Origin of the sequence: Paeniglutamicibacter psychrophenolicus, assembly GCF_030812255.1 — a bacterium.
Taxonomy (GTDB): domain Bacteria; phylum Actinomycetota; class Actinomycetes; order Actinomycetales; family Micrococcaceae; genus Paeniglutamicibacter; species Paeniglutamicibacter psychrophenolicus_A.
This window is the reverse complement of sequence record NZ_JAUSSH010000001.1, coordinates 573,389-588,561: the sequence shown is the minus strand read 5'-3', so window position 1 is coordinate 588,561 and position 15,173 is coordinate 573,389. Positions and strand designations below refer to the sequence as shown.

Below are 15,173 nucleotides of genomic sequence, written 5' to 3'. Positions count from 1 at the left end.
GCATCGACACCCGAAGGACGATTCCCGGTTCCGCACCCCGGCTTGGCCACCGCAATGCAGTGCGCCGGACTCTGCCCCCGCGGCACCCGCCCTTGGAAGGGGACCCGGTCGTCGGGCTGGCCGCGACCGATCTCCATCGACACACCCCCGCCGCCCGAGCACGACGCTTTCCCCTTGTAGAGGGGGCGCGGCACCGCAGCCCTTGGCACGGGCCACGCATGCAGCACGCCTGATGCGCCCGGCGCCGACCACGCTGGATGCATGTTCCGCCGAATCCCGGGCATCCTGCCGGGCCGCGCCGGACCGGCCTCACGGGTACCGCCGCCGCTGCCCGGCGCGGTGAGTGCCGCACCGCGCTTCCCCATGAGTTGCGTCACTACAACCGGGTCGCGATCCATCCAAAACCCGGCCCCGAAGAGGCCACCGCGACAGCGCTCCACGCAGCGCGCGGCCGCCGGTGGACGACACTGGTCAGGACGAATTTAGAATCCGATCCAGAACTGGCCGGCGGCGGCAGGCATAGGTGTTTCGTGCGCGGAACGTGAAGGTGGAGGGAGGTGCAAATCCGTCAGTGCAACGATTTGCTAACGATCCTGAGCGCGTGCCACGATGATGGCACCCGCTGCAGTGGGGGGCCGCCGCAGCACCAAGACATCTTCCGTTTCCCGAGTTCCATGCCTGTACTCGCCATGTGCAACGACCGGGACGAAACCATGATTTGAGATCCCCGTTGACGAATAACGATACACAGCCGGTGCTTCCGGAGGCCCGAAAAAACAAGAAGCGAACCATCCAGGCCGTGACCGCGGCCGCTGCCTTGGCCACCGCGCTCGGCATCATCGCCCCGGTGCTGGGTGCACCCACCCAGGCCGAGGCCGCCGTCTCCTACACCTCCGGCACCCCGGTCGTGTCGGACTCCATGAGCCGCCTCGTTTCTTCGGGCTGGGGCAAGGCCTCTTCCTCCGTTTCCTACATGAGCAGCGGTTCGGAGTTCTCCGTGAATGGCTCGCGCGCCCAAATTGCCTTGCCGGCTTCCGGCAAGACCAGCAGCGTGACCGCTTCGTACAACCTCCAGGACGTGGCGGCAACCTACAAGGTGTCCACGAACAAGCTGGCCACCACCGGAGCCGGGATCTATTCCTCCCTGCATGCCCGAAAGTCCGTCGCGGGCGACTACCGCGCGACCTTGCGGGTGTCCCCCGGCGGCGTCGCCTATCTGGAGCTCAACCGCTGGACCAGCAGCGGCATGAAGAGCCTGCGCACCCCGGTCAAGCTTCCCTTCAAGGTTGAAGCGAACCGGCAGATCAATGTGAAGCTCCAGGTCACCGGAAAGCCCTCGGTCGACATCCGGGCCAAGGCCTGGCCGGTGGGCACCACCGAACCTTCAGCCTGGTCCGCCACGGCAACCGACTCCTCGGCGCAGTCGCTGACGGGTGTCGGTGCAGTGCAAGCCAGCGCGTTCCGCGGCTCCAACAGCCCGGTGGCCGTGCTGTCCTACGACGACCTGGTGGTTAAGCCGCTGACCGCCGGCACTTCTGTCGCGCCGGTACCAAGCCCCACGCCCACCCCAACGCCGACCCCCGCGCCGACTCCGACTCCGACGCCGACCCCTGCTCCGGAGTCCGGATACCTGCCCAGCTGGGGCAGCCCGGTGTGGCAGGATGAATTCTCCGGGTCCCTGTCCAAGTGGACCGTGCGTGATGATGCCACCCACGGCGTGCTGTCCTACGACCGCGCCATCATCAAGAAGGAAAACGCCGCCACCAAGGACGGTGTGCTGAACCTTCAGGGCCGCCGCATGAGCGAGCCGGTCAACAAGAGCGGCCTGCGCGAGTTCTCCACCGGCTACATCGACAGCATCGGCAAGTTCTCACAGAAGTACGGCCGCTGGGAAATGCGTGCCCAGCTGCCGCTGACCAAGAACAACTCCAAGGGCATCTGGCCCGCGTTCTGGCTTCGCCCCGACGGCGCAGCCACCGGCGGCGAGATCGACATCATGGAGGCCTACGGCACCCCGATCACCGCCAACACCAGCTTCGACCCGTTCAACCGAAGCGAGGGCACCCTCCACTACGACCAGACCGGCAAGTCAAAGACCAACTCCTGGATCCCAGTCACCGATCTCGCCGGCGGCTACCACACCTGGGCCTTCGAGTGGACCCCGACCGGCATGACCTGGCTTTTTGACGGGAAGCCGTACAAGACCGTCAACCGTGCCGGGAACGCGGCCTACGAGGCTGCATTCGAGACCTCCGCCAAGTTCCATGTTCGCCTGAACATGCAGTATGGTTCGCCGTACTGGGGCATGCCGGATTCCACCACCAAGGATTCGGCCGACTACAAGGTCGACTACGTCCGCGTCTGGTCCTACAAGGGCTAATCGCTGCCGATCCCCCGGCCCGGTGCCGCACCTGCCCTCCGGCAGGTGCGGCACCGGGCTTTTTCGTGCCTGCCGGGGCTATGGGATCCCGGGGATCCCGGCGGGCTTCGGGGCTTTCTTTCCCAAGGCCCGGCGCAGCTGGCCGGTCAGCCCATCGATCCCCAGCTGCCTGCCGAATTTCAGGCAGATGAAGCCATAGGCGGGCAATCCGACCGCAAGATTGAGGCCAAGCCCGGCCAAGCCCGGCCCCAGGGCCAGGCGCCAGGCCATCCCGCCGGCCCCGAACACCGCCAGGCAGAGAACCGCCAGGGCCAGCAGCTCGCGGGCCGGCGCCCAGAAGCGCATGGAAAGCCCCACCTGGAGGGTGGCCAGCGCGTAGTCGACGGCGACGGCCGCCGACCACGCGGTGACGGCGCCCAGAAGTCCCCAGGCCGGGACCAGCCAGAGGTTCAGCGCCACGGCCACGCCGAGGGCACAGGCCTTGTTGAGCAGCTGCCACCGGCTTTTACCGCCCATCAGCAGCATGCTTTGCACCCCCCCGGCGGACACCGCGAACATCATGACGATGCAGATGACCGCCAACGGCCCGGCACCGGCCTGGAACCCGGGGCCGAACAGCGAGAGCACCGCCGGACCGAAGATCGCCAGGGTCAGGTAAAACGGCCACGCGCAGACCACCAGGACCTTGGCGGTGTCGCCAAAGAGCCGCTGGGCCCCGTCGTGGTCCCCGGTGGCCAGCGAGGCGCTCATCATCGGCCCGGTGACCAGCCGGGCGGTGTGCTCCAGCATCACCCCGAGCCGCACGCACCTGTTGACCGCGCCGTAGATCCCCGCGGCGGCGGGCCCGAGGAAGACCGCCACCGCGATGACATCGATCCACTCGAGGAGGGTCTCGACCAGCGCGCTGGCGCCGCGGGCCGAGGAAAAGCCCCAGAACACGCCAAAACCCGCCCGGGGGGCCTCGTCGGAGGGTTCCGCGCCCGCTCCCTGGCGGCCGTGCACCGCCCGCCAGGTGGCGATGGCCGCGAGAACCACCACCAGCAACACCGGCAGGGTCCATGCCGCGGTGAGTTGCAGCAGGCTCCCGCCGGCCAGCACCGCCAGCGCGGCCAGCGCGAACCGGAGTGCGGGCAGCACCAGGTTCTGCAGGGCGCTGAAACCCGCCACGTGGCCCGTTCCGCGCATGGCCCCGAAGCACAGTGCCATCACGGCGGCCGGCAGCAGCAGAGGCGCAGCCAGCCGGATGGCGGCGGCCAGCCCCGGCACCCCGGTGCGGGCCGCGAGGGCGTCGGCGCCGAACCACAGGGCCGCGGCGAGCAGCCCCGTGGCCAGCAGCACCGGCCAGAGGGCGATGACCAAGGTGCGGCGCAGCTGCCGGTTGCCGCCCAGCGCCAGCTGCGCCGAAAGGGTTCGCACCAACCCGGTATCGGCCCCGAAGGTGCAGGCCACCACCGCAATCGAGAAGAACGCCATGACCTGGAAGAACATGCCCGTGCCTGCGTCCCCGAGAGTGTTGCCCAGGTAGAGCGCGGTGGCAAAGGCCAGGCACGCTCCCCCGAGCACGCTGGCGAAGGTGAGCAGCGTGGTCCTGGCCGTGGAGGCGCCGGTGCCGGCGGCGGCCGGGGCCTCGGCATGGCTACGCATCGGTTGCCCGATACCGCTGGCGCAGCAGCAGCGACATGACGATCCCGATGACGGACATCTGGATGACCGAGAGGCTGTAGAAGGGGGTCATGGCCAGTCCGCCGAGGAGCACGCCGTGGAGCCAGATGTCACCCGTCGACTCGACAACGCGGGTCCGCAGGATGCCGTTGACCATGAAGTAGGCGAAAAGCCCCAGGCCGACGAATCCGTAGGAGAACAGCAGCATCCACACGTACCCCTGGGTCCCCAGGGAGACCCCGATCGTCGGGTCGAGCCGCGGAGCGCCGTATCCCAGCAGCGGCGATTGCACGCTCAACTCCCACGTACGCTGGTACAGCGCCAGGCGCCCCCCGGTCGAATCGCTGTAGTCCTGCCGGCCCAGGATCCGGTCGACGGCCCCGGAAGCCACCAACGCCGCCGCCGCGGCCAGGCCCGCCCCGCCGATGAGCGCGACAAGCCCCCACCGCCCCCGGCCCGCGAAGCGGAGAAGCGCATAGCCGACGGCGACGCCCAGGCCCAGGAACATCCCGCGGTTGCTGGTGGCCACCGCAGGAATGAACGACAGCGCCACCAGGCCAAGAAGCAGCAGCCGGGGCCCGCGGCGGCGCAGCGTCGCGACCCGGGAGAGCACCACCGGTGTCAGCACCACGAAGGCCACGCCCCAGCTATTGGCGTACGGGAACGGCGCCGATGGACGGATGAACGGTTCGGGGGCACCCCAGGGCTGCTGGACCTCCGCCAGCGGGGGCAACACCAGGTTCCGCACCAATTCGTTGGAGGCAATCGAGTCCGGCACCAACATCGAGACGGGGGTCTTCAGGCGCACCTCGGGCATGAGCAGGGCCAGGAATCCGAGCAGGACGATGGCAACCCACATCAACACCAGGTAGTTGACGACGCGTTGCTTGGGAAGAGAGAGCGGCGCGTTGGCGATGTAGAGCATGAACACGCCCACGGCCACCAATTCCCCGGCGCGCATCCCGAAGCCTGCCAGGTCACCGGCCCCGCGGACGTTGACTGCCGCGGCCAGGACCCAGAGCACAAAGAAAACCCAGGGCATGAATCCCGGCACGATCGTGAGCCGCCCGGACATGAGCAGCAGCATGGCCATGGCCAGGAGGATCGGGGCGATCGGTGTCGCGCCCAGGGCCCACCATGCGGGGAAGCCGACCAGCAGCACCAAGATGGGCCAGCGGGGCAGGTCCCTGCCTGCGGGCGGGGGCCCCTGCGGATCCCCTGCCACGGCAGGGTCCGCGGCCCGGTGCCGCGGGGGCACAACGATGCGCGGTTCGGCGGTCATCAGAGCCCCCGACCGGTCTTTTGCACCTGCCGCACGATCCATGCGGCATCGACCAGCCCCAGGGAAACCGCCCAGGCGGCGTAGGCCCGCATCTGCCCGCGGTCCCGCGACAGTGCGCTTCTGGCCCAGGCCCGGGCGGCGGAGTGGTTGCCCAGGGCCGCCTCGGCGAAGGCCACCTGCCCGGCGATCCGGGCCAGTCCCTTGGGACAGCTCTCGAATTCGGGGAACTTGCGCAACAGGTAGCTCAGGCCGCCGGAGATGTTGGCCCAGCGCCCGGCAAAGAACGAGGGCCTGTCCCAGAGGATCCCCACCAGGGGCTCGGGCGTGGAGACCACGTCCCCAAACCGGGTTGCCCGCAGCAGCAGGTCGTAGTCCTCGCCGTAGCCGGCGGGAAGTTGCTCATCGACGGGCCCGATCCTGCCCAGCAGGTCCGCCCGGCGGTATAGCATGGTGGAGGGATGGAGCGCGGTGATGCGCGAGCGCAGGAAGTCACCGAACGCCACCCGATCCGGGGGCAGCCGGACGATGTCCGTTCCCCCGGTGCGGATCCGGATCCCGCTGGCCACAGCCACGGCCGCGGGCTCAGCGCCCCACGTCTCCAGCTGCCGGGAGATCTTCTGCCGGTGCCAGTGGTCGTCGTCGTCGCAGAACCCGATGACATCCCCGCCAGCCGCGGCGATGCCGGTGTTCCGTCCCCCGGCCAGCCCGGGGGTCCGGGTGTTGGCGATGGCCTTGAGACTGCGCCCGGGTGGAACGGCGACGTCGCGCAGCGCGTCGACGGCGATCCGGTCGAAGACCACCACGACCTCGATGTCCCCGGGGTAGTCCTGGTCGAGAATGGAGCGGACGGCCTTGCGCAGCAGCTCGGGCCGCCCGCAGGTGGTGATGACGGCGCTGACCGGCCGCGGTTCCCGGTCCGAGGCCCGGGAGCCGGGCGTCGGTGCGATCCCGGTGTTGTTCATTTGGCGCCCCCGTGTAGCGACTTGAACTTCCTGGCCGCCGAGATGCAGGCGAACACCAAATGGACGGCGAAGAGCAGCGCGTAGCAGGCGGTGAACAGGGCCGGGCTGCCCCAGAGCACAAAAAGCCAGCACATGGTTCCGGTGTCCACCGGCAGCATCAACACCGACCAGGCCGGGCCCTTGCCCAAGGACGCCTCGGCCGGGGCTGCGGTCCTCCGTCCCGGCGTCGCCGAGGCAAGTTGGCGTCCCAGCTGCTCGGCCAGGATCTGGCTCATGAAATGCCCAACGGCCAGCAGGCTGAACGCCAGCGGAAGCAGCAACAGCGCCGGGCCGGCATCAAACCAGCGATGGAACCCGATGAGCACCACCAGGTGCAGGGCCGGGGTCCGGACCGCGTCGATGACGTGGTCCAGCCATTCGCCAGCCGGGCTCCCGGTTCCGGTGACCCGGGCAACCTGCCCGTCCGCCGAATCCATGATGTAGCCCAGCGCCAGCAGGCAGGCGGCGGCGACACCGACGGTCCAGCCCGCCGGAACCAGCGCCAGCAGCGCCAGGCCGGCAAAACTCACCAGCGCGCTGAGCAGCGAGACCACATTCGGGCCAATCCCCGCGTGGACCGCCGCGGCCGCGACGACCCGCGCGGCCCGCCGGTTGACCCACCGGGTGTAGGCAGGCACCCCGGCACCGGGCTTTTGCGCGTTTTCAAGGTCCGCCAACACGGCCCCGAACCCGGCGCGGGCGCCGGTGTCCCCCCCGATCTGACTTGTACTCATTGTTTCCCCCCCGGTTTCCCGCGGCCCGCAGGCCGCGATGTTGCTGTGTTTCCCCGTCTAGTCGTTCAAGAGATCCTGTTTGGCAAGCCCCTTCTTCATCAGGTGTTGGGCCGCCGCCACGCCGACGACCTCGGCCTGCAGCTCGAAGCTGGCATTCGGCGTCGCCCGATAGTTGGAGTGCACCTCGGCCGCGATGACGTTCGTGCCTTCCACCAGGACGCTGCCGGGCACCGAGACCTCCACCGGCGCGTTCAGGGCGGCGGACGTCGAGGGCGCGGCCGTGGCATAGCTGAGGTAGGTCAGGGCAGAAGTCGGCAGGTTCTTCCTGGCCACCTCGGTGCCGTTGAGATACACCGCCACCCCGTCGTCGGCCCGAGTCGTGATCTTCAGTTCGGCCACGTCGTCGGGGTCCGCGATGGTGAAGGACTTGCGGTAGTAGCTGGCCAACGGCTTGGTGCCCGCCGCCACCAGCTCGGTGCGGATCGAGGAGCTGCCCCAGCCCAGCGGCGCCGCCCCCTGTTCCCAAGAGCTGTCCGACGTGCCTGGCTGCATCCAGGCTGCCGCCGGGGCGGAGTTCTCGAAGCGGTGCTTCCAGGTTGCCCCTGCGTCGATGGCCATGGCCGGGTCGGCGTTCGGCGGCTCGGCCGGCGGCGCCGGCTGCGTGCCGAGTGTCGCCTTGACCTGCAGGTCGAACGTCGAGTCCGGGGTGCTGCGGTAGTTGGAGTGCACCTCCACGCTGACCACGTTTGCACCGTCCTGGACGGCCCATCCCGGCACCGTCACCGTCACCGGGTTGCCCAGGGCCGTCGTGGTCCGCGGGGCGGTCGTGGCATACGAGTTGTAGGCGATGGTTCCGGTGCCCATGTTCGAACGCAGGACCTCGACCCCGTTGAGGTAGGCCACGACCCCGTCGTCGGCCCGCGTGGTGATCTCCAGGCTCTCGACGGTGCCGGCATCAGCGACATTGAAGGACTTGCGCAGCTGGTAGGCCAGCGGCTTGGTCCCGGCCGCACTGAGCGTCGTCACCACCGATGCATTGCCCCAGCCCAGCGGTGCCTTGCCCGATGCCCAGGCGGCATCGCCAAAGGCACCGGTGGTCCAGTTGGCCGGCGGCGCGCTGTTCTCGAAGCGGTACTTCCAGGTATCCCCGTTCGCGACCAGCTGCGTTGACCCCGCCGGCGGCTGCACGGCGGCGGCCACGGCGACGGAAGAGGAAGCGGAGTAGTTCCCTGCCGCATCGGCGGCCCTGACAAAGTACCTGGCCCCGTCTTGGTGGTCGACGCTGAAGGTGCGCGCCGTCGTCGTGGTTCCGATGACCCTGTCGTTGCGCAGCACCTGGTAGGCGGCCGGGGCCCCGGTGGCGGCGGCCCAGGTGACGGTGTCGGTGGTCCCGTCGCTGGTGGCCTTGACCGTGCCGGGAACCCCGGGCGCGGTGGAGTCGTTCAGCGCGAATCTGGCGAATCCCCCGGACCACTGGCCCGAACCGTTGCTCCGCGCCGAGGAAACCAGATCCCCGCCGCTCCAGAGCACGCCGCGGCTGTCCACGAAGTTGCCCCAGATTCCGTAGCCTCCGCGGCCCTTGATGGTGGGGTTGAACTGCGGCAGGTAGGCGCCGGTCTTGGCGTCCCAGATCCCCACCAGGTTGATCTTGTCGGCGATGGTCCAGTTGGGGCCCGGGCCGGGCCAGATCGTGCCGTCGGTGTAGTTCCAGTTTCCGCAGTGGCAGCCGGCGTAGATCAGTCCGTTGCTGCCGGTGACGTCCTGGAAGTCGCCGCCGGCACGGGTGATGTTGGTTGACAACCGTTCGAAAGTGGAGGGGTTGAAGCTGAAGAGGCTGTGCTCCGAGCCGCCCAGCCAGACCCGTCCGCCCTCATCCGCAACGCCGAACTGGAAGTGCGCCGAGGCGCTGGGCGTCCAGTTCCAGGTGTCAAGCGGGGCATTGGCGGTGGTCCTGACGGCCGCCGCCGCGTCGGCCGGCGTGCCGTTGGAGGCGGTGAAGTAGCCCGAGGCGTACACGCGGCTTCCGTCCTTGGAGGGTGCCACGTCAAGCACCGTCCCGTTGAAGGCCGGGTTCCATTCCCTGTCCGCGGTTCCGTCGAGCACAGACACCCTCGCGGCGGACCTGGCATAGACCGGGCTGGTGTTGGTTCCCCCGGTCAGGTGCGTGAAGGCTCCGCCAAGGTACAGCCAGTTCCCGTGGACGCCCATCGCGCGCACCGAAACCGCCCCGCCCGAGATGCGGTTTTCCATGGTCACCTTCCACGAGGCGGAGGTGTCCCCGGTGGCGGGATTCAGGGCCACCAGGCCCACGGCGGGCTTCCCGTTCACCGTGGTGAATTCGCCGCCGACGGCCAGCAACCCGTTGGGAAGGGCCACGAGCTCCTTGACCTGGCCGTTGAGGGTCGGGTTGAATCCGGGCACGAACTCTCCGGTGTCCACGTTGAAGCCGGCCACATAGGATTGCTCGACCCGGCTTCCGCCTGCCGAGGTCTTTTGCACGTACCTGAAGTTGCCGCCGACGAAGACCGTGTTCCCGACCTGGGCGAAGCTTTGTGCCTCGGTGCGCAGTTCGCCGCTTCCCGAAACCAGGCCGTTGACGCCCCACACCGTGGGCATGGCGCCGGTTTCCTGCATCGAGCGCTGCTCGTGCTTGGCCGTTCCGGCATTGGGAACCGTCGCGAAGGAAACATCGGCCTGCAACAGCTTGGGCCGCAGGTACATCTGCGTGAAGGGGCGCGCGTTTCCGACGCCGGCGGTCGCGGACCAGAGGTAGGAGCTGCTGGAGTTGGTCCCGGCGATGCTTGAGCCGTAGGCCCACCCCTGGGTCCAGCCCTGCGCCTGCGCCTCGCTCGTGACGACCCGGCGGGTGCCCTGGTCGGAACCGAAGCTCGCCGTCGCCCCGCCGCTGCCGGAGGAGGCGTCGAACTTGTATGTTGTCACGGGCGTCTGGGAAGAGAACGCCCAGGTCCACCGCTCGCGTTTGGTGGTCTGGAAGCGGACCTCCTGCCATTGGCTGCCGGTGGTGTTCAACGCGCGCCGCAGCCTGATTCCATCGGGCAGGCTTTGGGCGGTCTTGCCGTTGAGCAACCCGTCGATGGTGCTCGAGGACAGCTGCCGGGGGCTGAAGGCCCCGGTCCCGGTGACCGTTGAGCGCAATTGCGCCGCGCTGCCCAGGCCCTCGTAGGTTTCCTTCCAGCCCTGCCTGCCCCTGCCGACCAGGACCCATCCGCCCCCGTCGGTCTCCTGGTCGCAGTAGAACTGCTCGGGCGCGGCCATGGCCGGCGTCATGAGCCAGTAGATGCCCGAGCCGGCCGCAGGCCGGATCGTCTTGGCCTCCCAGCACGATGCCGCGGCACCTTCCTGGCTCAGTCCGTCGTGGACCACGGTTCCCGCTGCCTGGGCCGCCGGGGCGGCCACTCCCACGCCCGTCGCGGCAAGCGCCACGCCTGTCAGCACGCAGGCGAGGCGGCCGAGCATGCCGGTCCGCCCCGGTCTTGTTGTCATTCTCATGGTTTTCCCCAAGGTTGAGTTAGCAATTTGGGTCTTCTGGAAAGAGGTGATTGACGACGACAAGCTGCCCGTCGTGTTCCTGAAGATCGTATATATTCAGTGCGGTCCGGGTGCCCGGCTTGGCCTTGGGCGTCACCACGAACCCGTCCTGCTCGATCACCTGCAGGGCGCTCGAGTCCAAGCAGACGAAAACCCGGTGCGTGGCCACGCCATCCACCGTCAAGTCCTGGACCTTCGGCTCGCCGCGGACCACCACCGCGCCCGTTTGCTTCCAGTTGTTGTTTGCGTATTCGGTGAACTGCGCCTGAAGCTCGCCAAGTGCCGCCCCGGTCGCCACCGACCGGTAATCCGGCGGCTTCGGCAGCGCCTTGTTGGGCTCCTTGTCCTTCTTGCCGAAGTCGGGAGAGGTCATCTGCTCGGTCTTGGCCACAAAGTGGTCGGTAGCCGACTTTTCCTTCTCACTGCTCGCGCGGGAATCCTTGGGCCAGGTCTTCGGCGGCTTCCCCGGGTTGGCGAGCGGTTTGGCCGGCGGGTCCGCCGGGTGCGTGGCCGAGGGCTTGGTCGCCTTCGTTTTTGCGGCAGGAGCCGGCGACTGGGCCGCGGCAGGCTGCGCGGATTTCTGGCTCGGCGCCACGGATACCGCGGGTGGTGCAGGGCTCCCACCCGTCGCGGAAACCGTCGGCCCGTCTGCCAGGGAACCCGGGCCCGGTTGCGGCACGCAACCCGAGGACCCGGCGAGCGCCACCGCCGCAACCACCAGCAGGGGCAGCGGTCCTTTCCACTTCTTGTTCATCATTCCCACTCGATTCCGGTTATCCATCGTCCTTGTTGCGCATGGGCCATGCCGCGGCGGCTTCGAAGCCCAGGGCTTCCCCCGCGGGGGTTTCCAGGGGTGCGGCCCGCCGGGGGTGGTCCTCTGGTTTCCGGCGCCACAGCCGCCAGGTCCTCCGCAGGGCCTGGGGATGCCGGGGTGCTGCCATGATTCGCTCAATTTCCGAGCCCAGGACGCTGGCCGCGTCCTGGGAATGGTTTACCCGTGCGGCCTTGCGCATTGATTCGGGATTCGCCATCGCCCGTTCCAGCACCGTGCGCAGTTCCTGCTCGGTTTCGGCCATCAGGGCTTCGCCGTGCTCCTGCATCGTCTTGGTGAACGCGATTTGGTGCCCGTCCACCACTTCGTGCATCTCCGGCCGGCGCGGGACGGCAATCGGCAGGATCCCGACCTCCCGGGCGTCAAGGATCGAACCCGGGCCGCCCTGGACGATGACGGCCTTGGCGCTGGCATAGAGCTCCAGCAGCTCGTTTCGCGGCAGGCGCGAGATCCCCAGGGCGTTGGTCGGCTCGCGGCTTGACCCGTATTGGACCACGCATGAGGGCGGTGTGCCCTGCTCGGCGAGCCAGTCGTCCACCCAGTCGATGAGCCGGTTGAAGAGGTGGAAGTCCGTGCCCACGGAGACGACGATCTCGGGCCCGATGTCCGCGGGCGTTTGCTCCCGGGGGTTCATAGCAGGTGTCCGATGTTCACGGAGCCCGGATAGAACTCGGACTGTTCCTCCCACTGGATGCAGAACAGGTCGCTGAGCGGGTAGCAGATCCGCCCGCTCAGTGTCGGCAGGGTGATCCTGTCGAAGCACTCGATGTAGACGGTCCTGATCCTCATGATCTTGCATACCAGGAAAAAGGGGACGCTGACTCCTGCCCCGTTGGAAACCACCACGTCGGGGCGAACCCTGCGAAGCGTGGGCCAGGCCAGCCAAAAGTTCTTGATGGCGTTGCGGGCGTTGCGCGTCGTGGGAAAGTGGGCCCAGGTGATCTGTTCACCTGCCAGGGTGGATTCGACCTCGGATTGCTTGAACGTCACCCATTCGTGGGAATAGTTTTCCCACCAGGACCGCAGTGACAGAAGCTGTGCCAGGTGCCCGCCGGGCGACGTTACGAAAAGGATTTTCATTTGCTGTATTCCTCCTTGGTTGTGATGGCGTTCCCCACGGCCATCGTCGCGGCGGCTGGCTCCCGGTCTTCCGCGGGACCTCGATTCTTCGGTGCCCATTCCTCCGTGCCCCCGCGCCGGTGGCGCTTGTTGACAAAGACGAGGCATACGGATTCCGGTGGCAGTCCGTCAACCACGGCAAGCCTTCGATCAACGCTGGCCAGGTCGGCCGAGTCGTCAACGAAGACGATGGCCGATGAGAGCACCCTGTCGCACAGCACGGCGATCCGCGCGTCCTCGATCCCGGAGGGGAATCCCAGCAGCAGCGCGTTCAGGTTCGACCATGCGCTGCGTTGGACCGGGGTTGGCCACCCGCGGTCGACGACCCCGGGTGCGACAGCGGCCAGGGATTCGCTGCGGAAGTTGACTTCCTGCTCGGCCAGCACGTGGGCCAAGACTGCCCGGAACCGGTCCTCGGCGATCTCCCCGAGGCCGAGGATCCCGATGATCGTTGGTTCTTCGCTGTGCAGCGGACGCGACCCGATGCGCAGGAACCGGATGATCCACCGGACCCCCTCCGTGTCTTGCGTGTCTTCCATCCGCAGCACCCTCCGTCCGGTGTGCGCTGCCAGCCGTTCGGCAGTGCCGGTCTTGCGGCTCAGCCGGTCGCGGGAAACCGCGGTGACAAGTCCGGTGATCAGGCCTCCGAACAGGCCCGCGGCCAGGTACACCGGCAGTCCGGGTGTTGAAGGTGTGGCGGAGCCGTCGGCGACGCCGATGACCCTGCCCGGATTTTCCGCGACCAGGGACAAATCGTTGCGCTGGTTGACCAGATCGGTCAGGACGACGGAGCTGACCGAGCCCTTTGTCGCCTTGGTGTCGAGTTCGGCAATCCGCTTGTCGATGGCTTCGATGTAGGTGTTCGCCACGTCCGCGGCGCCCTTGGCCCTGAATGCCAGATAGGCCGTGGCCAGGGCGTTGGCGTGCCGGGCTGCCCGTTCCGGGTCCCGGTCGACAACGGTGACGGAGAGCACCTGTGATCCCTGGGGCGCCTCGATGCTCGTGTTTTGCACCAGGGTTGCGGCGCTGACGTTTTCACCGAGGCTCGCCGCAGCCATCCGTGCGACCTCTCCCGATCCGAGGATGGCACGTTCCGTGGCGATGTTGATTTGCTGGTTGACCGCCGCCGTCGAGAAGGGATTTGTCGTCATGGGGCTCACCGTCAGCACGGCCGTCGCTGCGTACTTCGTTCCCACCATCGCCCAGATTCCCACGGCGGCGATGATGGTCACCAGCAAGGCGATGCATCCTGCCTTCCAGCGTCTTTTGACGAGTTTGCCTAGGTCGCCCAGCGTGACGGGCTGTTTGGTTTCTTGCATGGCGTGTCTCCTCCCCCTGATTCGGAGCCATCCCGGTCGCCTCGTAGACGTTTCGTGGTCATACGCGTCGCACCTACCGAAGTTCTTTCCAGCCTATGGAGGCTCTGGTGCCCCGGCACGGGCAACTCGATACTCCACTTGCCAGGGGATTACGCAGTTGCATCCCCCGCGTCACTCGGTCCACCACTTAGGGCCGAGGCGGGAAGCGCCAGGACCATGGAAGTTTGCGTGTTCCTGCCTCATCGGCTCAGTAAGTGTTTCGGCTTGGATGCCCGTCCCCCAGGATGCACCGGGCGACCGTGGACGCTCAGGCTGCCGGAAAACCGGATCCGCCAAAGATCGAACGGCGGGCCCCGCAAGGGGCCCGCCGTCGTGGGCCGAGGTTCCCGCACCGAGTTTGCGTCGGGCGGGTGGCCCTGGTGAAGGGGTCGACGGCAGCTGGGGGGCCGAATCCCTGCGTTCAGGAACTCGCCTGCCGCCGACCCCGCTATGGGGAGGCTGATGCCTCGGCAGCCATGCCATGCATGGCTGCCAACGGGCCTGTTAGAGGCTTCGTGAAATGCGATCCAGGTTCTCGAGGGCCAGTCGCAGTTTGGTTGATGAAGTGTGCAGGGTATAGGGAAAATACTCGACCGATACGCCGACCTGGCGAAACCGCTCTTCAAGGTCGAGCCCGCGGGGCGTTCCCCGCCAGTCGTCGCCCTTGAAGAAGACCGTGAAACCGATTTCCCGCCAGGTATCGAGCTTGTCCGGAAGCGTTTCCAGGACGGCTTCGTCAACGAAGCCGATGTTCCGGACAATTTCCAGCCGTTCCCGTTCCGGGATCACCGGCCTGATCCCCTTGGAGTACTCGCACATCTCGTCCGAGACGACCCCGGCAATCAGGTAGTCGCACCGTTGCTTGGCCAGCCGCAGGATATTGAGATGGCCGATGTGGAACAGGTCGTAGGCCCCCGCCGCGTATCCGATGCTCAGCATCTCACTCTCCCTTTGTCGGCGCCGTGCAACCGGGCAACCGACGGTTCGTCGGCTACGGCGGTCGCCTTGGCCAAACGGGAGCAGGAATGCATGCGTTTCCCCATTCTCTCGGTTCCCGCCCTGTGGTTTCGCATGGGCGCAACCGGATCCGGCCAACGCGCAATCCGTGCTTGCGTACTCACGTAGGATCCCCCAATGCCACGAATGCCGTCCCCATGCCCCGGACCGCCGGCACTTCAAACAGCCCTTGGGACTCACCTTAGATTTTCCCGATGCGCGCGGCACCGTGATCGACTACTCGACTTCGCCCTCTGGAC

At 67.6% G+C, this 15,173-nt stretch carries 11 protein-coding genes; 1 reads left to right on the top strand and 10 read right to left on the bottom strand.

The window, feature by feature from the left end; all coding sequences use genetic code 11:
* The first annotated feature begins 730 nt into the window (after window positions 1-730).
* Window positions 731-2,380: a glycoside hydrolase family 16 protein gene (locus J2T21_RS02575; RefSeq protein ID WP_307578122.1), complete on the top strand. Its 1,650-nt coding sequence runs from the start codon at window positions 731-733 to the stop codon at window positions 2,378-2,380.
* A gap of 78 nt (window positions 2,381-2,458) precedes the next feature.
* Here the strand turns inward: J2T21_RS02575 and J2T21_RS02570 are convergent, their stop codons facing one another.
* The 10 genes from J2T21_RS02570 to J2T21_RS02525 form a co-directional block, all read right to left on the bottom strand.
* Window positions 2,459-4,024 (bottom strand): lipopolysaccharide biosynthesis protein, encoded by a 1,566-nt coding sequence (locus J2T21_RS02570; RefSeq protein ID WP_307578120.1) that lies wholly within the window; start codon window positions 4,022-4,024, stop codon window positions 2,459-2,461.
* On the bottom strand, window positions 4,017-5,324 hold the full coding sequence (locus J2T21_RS02565) for an O-antigen ligase family protein (protein ID WP_307578118.1): 1,308 nt from the start codon (window positions 5,322-5,324) through the stop codon (window positions 4,017-4,019). The genes J2T21_RS02570 and J2T21_RS02565 overlap by 8 nt, the downstream gene beginning before the upstream one ends.
* The gene (locus J2T21_RS02560; RefSeq protein ID WP_307578116.1) at window positions 5,324-6,286 is read right to left on the bottom strand and encodes a glycosyltransferase family 2 protein; all 963 of its coding nucleotides are present in this window, start codon (window positions 6,284-6,286) and stop codon (window positions 5,324-5,326) included. Before J2T21_RS02560 ends, J2T21_RS02565 begins: the two co-directional genes overlap by 1 nt.
* On the bottom strand, window positions 6,283-7,059 hold the full coding sequence (locus tag J2T21_RS02555; protein WP_307578114.1) for a CDP-alcohol phosphatidyltransferase family protein: 777 nt from the start codon (window positions 7,057-7,059) through the stop codon (window positions 6,283-6,285). The genes J2T21_RS02560 and J2T21_RS02555 overlap by 4 nt, the downstream gene beginning before the upstream one ends.
* A gap of 57 nt (window positions 7,060-7,116) precedes the next feature.
* Window positions 7,117-10,563 carry a fibrinogen-like YCDxxxxGGGW domain-containing protein gene (locus tag J2T21_RS02550; RefSeq protein ID WP_307578111.1) on the bottom strand — a complete coding sequence of 1,149 codons (3,447 nt, stop codon included), beginning with the start codon at window positions 10,561-10,563 and terminating at the stop codon, window positions 7,117-7,119.
* Window positions 10,564-10,588: 25 nt separating this feature from the next.
* Window positions 10,589-11,365, bottom strand: a complete 777-nt coding sequence (locus J2T21_RS02545) for a hypothetical protein (RefSeq protein ID WP_307578109.1) — start codon at window positions 11,363-11,365, stop codon at window positions 10,589-10,591.
* A gap of 16 nt (window positions 11,366-11,381) precedes the next feature.
* The gene (locus J2T21_RS02540) at window positions 11,382-12,074 is read right to left on the bottom strand and encodes a glycosyltransferase (RefSeq protein WP_307578108.1); all 693 of its coding nucleotides are present in this window, start codon (window positions 12,072-12,074) and stop codon (window positions 11,382-11,384) included.
* The gene (gene pssD, locus J2T21_RS02535; RefSeq protein WP_307578106.1) at window positions 12,071-12,520 is read right to left on the bottom strand and encodes a PssD/Cps14F family polysaccharide biosynthesis glycosyltransferase; all 450 of its coding nucleotides are present in this window, start codon (window positions 12,518-12,520) and stop codon (window positions 12,071-12,073) included. The genes J2T21_RS02540 and pssD overlap by 4 nt, the downstream gene beginning before the upstream one ends.
* On the bottom strand, window positions 12,517-13,878 hold the full coding sequence (locus J2T21_RS02530; RefSeq protein ID WP_307578104.1) for a YveK family protein: 1,362 nt from the start codon (window positions 13,876-13,878) through the stop codon (window positions 12,517-12,519). The genes pssD and J2T21_RS02530 overlap by 4 nt, the downstream gene beginning before the upstream one ends.
* 543 nt (window positions 13,879-14,421) lie before the next feature.
* A complete protein-coding gene (locus J2T21_RS02525) occupies window positions 14,422-14,856 on the bottom strand; it encodes an adenylyltransferase/cytidyltransferase family protein (protein ID WP_307578102.1) in 435 nt (144 codons plus the stop codon).
* Window positions 14,857-15,173 lie beyond the last annotated feature (317 nt).

Excerpts from the sequence above, each read along its gene's own strand:
- J2T21_RS02570 (WP_307578120.1), bottom strand. The coding sequence starts at position 4,024 with ATGCGTAGCCATGCCGAGGCCCCGGCCGCCGCCGGCACCGGCGCCTCC.
- J2T21_RS02565 (WP_307578118.1), bottom strand. The coding sequence starts at position 5,324 with ATGACCGCCGAACCGCGCATCGTTGTGCCCCCGCGGCACCGGGCCGCG.
- J2T21_RS02560 (WP_307578116.1), bottom strand. The coding sequence starts at position 6,286 with ATGAACAACACCGGGATCGCACCGACGCCCGGCTCCCGGGCCTCGGAC.
- J2T21_RS02555 (WP_307578114.1), bottom strand. The coding sequence starts at position 7,059 with ATGAGTACAAGTCAGATCGGGGGGGACACCGGCGCCCGCGCCGGGTTC.
- J2T21_RS02550 (WP_307578111.1), bottom strand. The coding sequence starts at position 10,563 with ATGACAACAAGACCGGGGCGGACCGGCATGCTCGGCCGCCTCGCCTGC.
- J2T21_RS02545 (WP_307578109.1), bottom strand. The coding sequence starts at position 11,365 with ATGATGAACAAGAAGTGGAAAGGACCGCTGCCCCTGCTGGTGGTTGCG.
- J2T21_RS02540 (WP_307578108.1), bottom strand. The coding sequence starts at position 12,074 with ATGAACCCCCGGGAGCAAACGCCCGCGGACATCGGGCCCGAGATCGTC.
- pssD (WP_307578106.1), bottom strand. The coding sequence starts at position 12,520 with ATGAAAATCCTTTTCGTAACGTCGCCCGGCGGGCACCTGGCACAGCTT.
- J2T21_RS02530 (WP_307578104.1), bottom strand. The coding sequence starts at position 13,878 with ATGCAAGAAACCAAACAGCCCGTCACGCTGGGCGACCTAGGCAAACTC.
- J2T21_RS02525 (WP_307578102.1), bottom strand. The coding sequence starts at position 14,856 with ATGCTGAGCATCGGATACGCGGCGGGGGCCTACGACCTGTTCCACATC.